Source organism: Christiangramia marina (assembly GCF_048285865.1).
GTDB classification, from domain to species: domain Bacteria; phylum Bacteroidota; class Bacteroidia; order Flavobacteriales; family Flavobacteriaceae; genus Christiangramia; species Christiangramia marina.
Genome location: NZ_JBLVTK010000002.1, coordinates 236,348 through 238,507, shown reverse-complemented (window position 1 = coordinate 238,507; position 2,160 = coordinate 236,348). Strand labels below are relative to the sequence as shown.

At 37.3% G+C, this 2,160-nt stretch carries 2 protein-coding genes; both read left to right on the top strand.

Features of this window, described 5'->3' with window-relative positions:
- The first annotated feature begins 69 nt into the window (after nt 1-69).
- Nucleotides 70-1,125: a M12 family metallopeptidase gene (locus ACNKXS_RS07550; protein ID WP_417920347.1), complete on the top strand. Its 1,056-nt coding sequence runs from the start codon at nt 70-72 to the stop codon at nt 1,123-1,125.
- A gap of 144 nt (nt 1,126-1,269) precedes the next feature.
- Nucleotides 1,270-2,160, top strand: an 891-nt coding sequence (locus ACNKXS_RS07545) for a M12 family metallopeptidase (protein WP_417920346.1), incomplete at its 3' end; no start/stop codon positions are given.

Genomic DNA, 2,160 nt, shown 5'->3' with positions numbered 1-2,160 from the left:
TTTATGGAATGAGAATTGCTAAACCCAGAGTGTATTATTAACTATTAAATTTTAAAAAAAGACCTACTTATGACAAAATTAAAGAGTTTACTCCTGCTATCAGCTTTTGCAATGATAAGCTGTAGCGAGGATTCAACTTCAGACATTGTAACTGCTGAAAATGAAACCCAGATCACTTCAACAGAATCAAAAGATGATATTACCGAGATTGCATTTCCAGACTCCAAAGGAACTGCTACCGATGTTTATTATACCGGTATAAAAATGGCCGTAGAGAACGTCAATGGTAATTATATTTTTGAAGGGGACATTATGATTCCCAAGGGTAAAGCTTCTAAAAGCCCTGTAAATTTAGTTTTAGAAAAAGGAGATGAGGTATCCCAAGCAAAAAGTGTTGGTAGAACTTCAGCTTACTGGGAAGATAATACAGTTTACTATGAAATTGATTCTAGACTAGGCAACCAGGATCGCGTCTTTGATGCTATTAGTCATTGGGAAGCAAACACCAATCTTGAATTCGTGAAGAGATCTGGACAATCAGACTATATTTATTTCACTCCGGGATCAGGTTGTTCTTCTTATGTTGGAAAAGTTGGCGGGAAGCAGAATATTACTCTAGCCGATGCCTGTTCCACTGGTAACACCATTCATGAAATTGGACATGCAGTTGGCCTGTGGCACGAACAAAGTCGAGTGGATAGAGATAAGCATATTACCATCAACTTTGAAAATATTCAAACCGGTAGAGAATACAATTTCCAGACTTACCAGGAGAATAACTTTGATGGTGATGAGTTTACCACCAATTTAGATTTTGGCTCCATCATGATGTATAGTCCATACGCATTTTCTAAAAACGGTCAACCTACGATCACTAAGACTGATGGTAACACGTATAGCGTTCAAAGATCTCAGCTTTCAAATGGTGATGTTACAGGGATCAATGCAATGTATCCTTCATCTAATGGTGGGGAAGAGAAACCAACTCAGAACTATATAAACGGGGAATACTACACTATCGAAGGTCTCACAGTTTTGAGATATTACGATCAATGGTACTACAATATGGGCTGGTACGGTTGGAAACGAGTTGAGCTGATTGAAGGTGTCTGGTATTTCGCTTAATATAAGCCCACATCAATAATTTTAGTTAAATCATCGGAAGTTCAATAGTTTGAATTTTCGGTGATTTTCCCTTGTTTAATTTCAAGTTGTCTAAATTAAATCCAAATCATATTCAGACTTATACATTTACTAATTAACCTACTTATGAAAAACCTAAAATTTATTTTAGCTGTTCCGTTATTGGCTTTTATCGCCTGTAGCGAAGAGAATTACGATGATTCTAGTACAGGTACGAACGAAATTAGTTCCTTCCAGAATGATGAGTTTACAGAAATCGCATTTCCGAATGAATCTGGAACCGTTTCTGATATTTTTTTTGCTGGTAGAAAGCTTCCAGTAGAAGAACTAAATGGTAAGTATGTATACCAGGGAGATATTTTTCTTTCAGAAGAAAATATTTCTAAAACTCCATTGGATTTGGTTCTAAACGCTGATGAAGATGTACTTATTACGGATAAAAGTGTTGGCCGTACAAAATTCTTCTGGCCTGAAAATGTGGTTTATTATGATATAGATCCTGCATTACCTAATCAACAGAGAGTATCAGATGCTATTGCGCATTGGGAGAGCAATACTGCTGTAAAATTTGTGCAGCGATCTTCAGAAGCTAATTATGTCTATTTCACTCCCGGAGGAGGATGTTCTTCTTATGTTGGAATGGTAGGAGGTAGACAACCAATTACTCTGGCTGATGGTTGTTCAACTGGAAACACGATTCACGAGATTGGTCATGCCGTTGGACTATGGCATGAACAGAGTAGAGCAGACAGAGATCAAACCATTACGGTGAATTTTAATAATATTCTTTCAGGAAGAGAACATAATTTCTATACATATGTAGAGGCTGGTTATGATGGAGCAGATTATACCGCTGGTCTGGATCTTGGATCCATTATGATGTATAGTCCTTATTCATTTTCTGCCAATGGACAGCCTACGATCACTCGAAAAGATGGATCATTGTATTCTGTTCAGCGTTCTGTACTTTCCAGTGGTGATCAGGAAGGAATTGAAGTAATGTACCCAGGAGTAAAG

Bases quoted from the DNA above. Each gene is read 5' to 3' on its own strand.
- ACNKXS_RS07550 (WP_417920347.1), top strand. From the start codon at position 70: ATGACAAAATTAAAGAGTTTACTCCTGCTATCAGCTTTTGCAATGATA.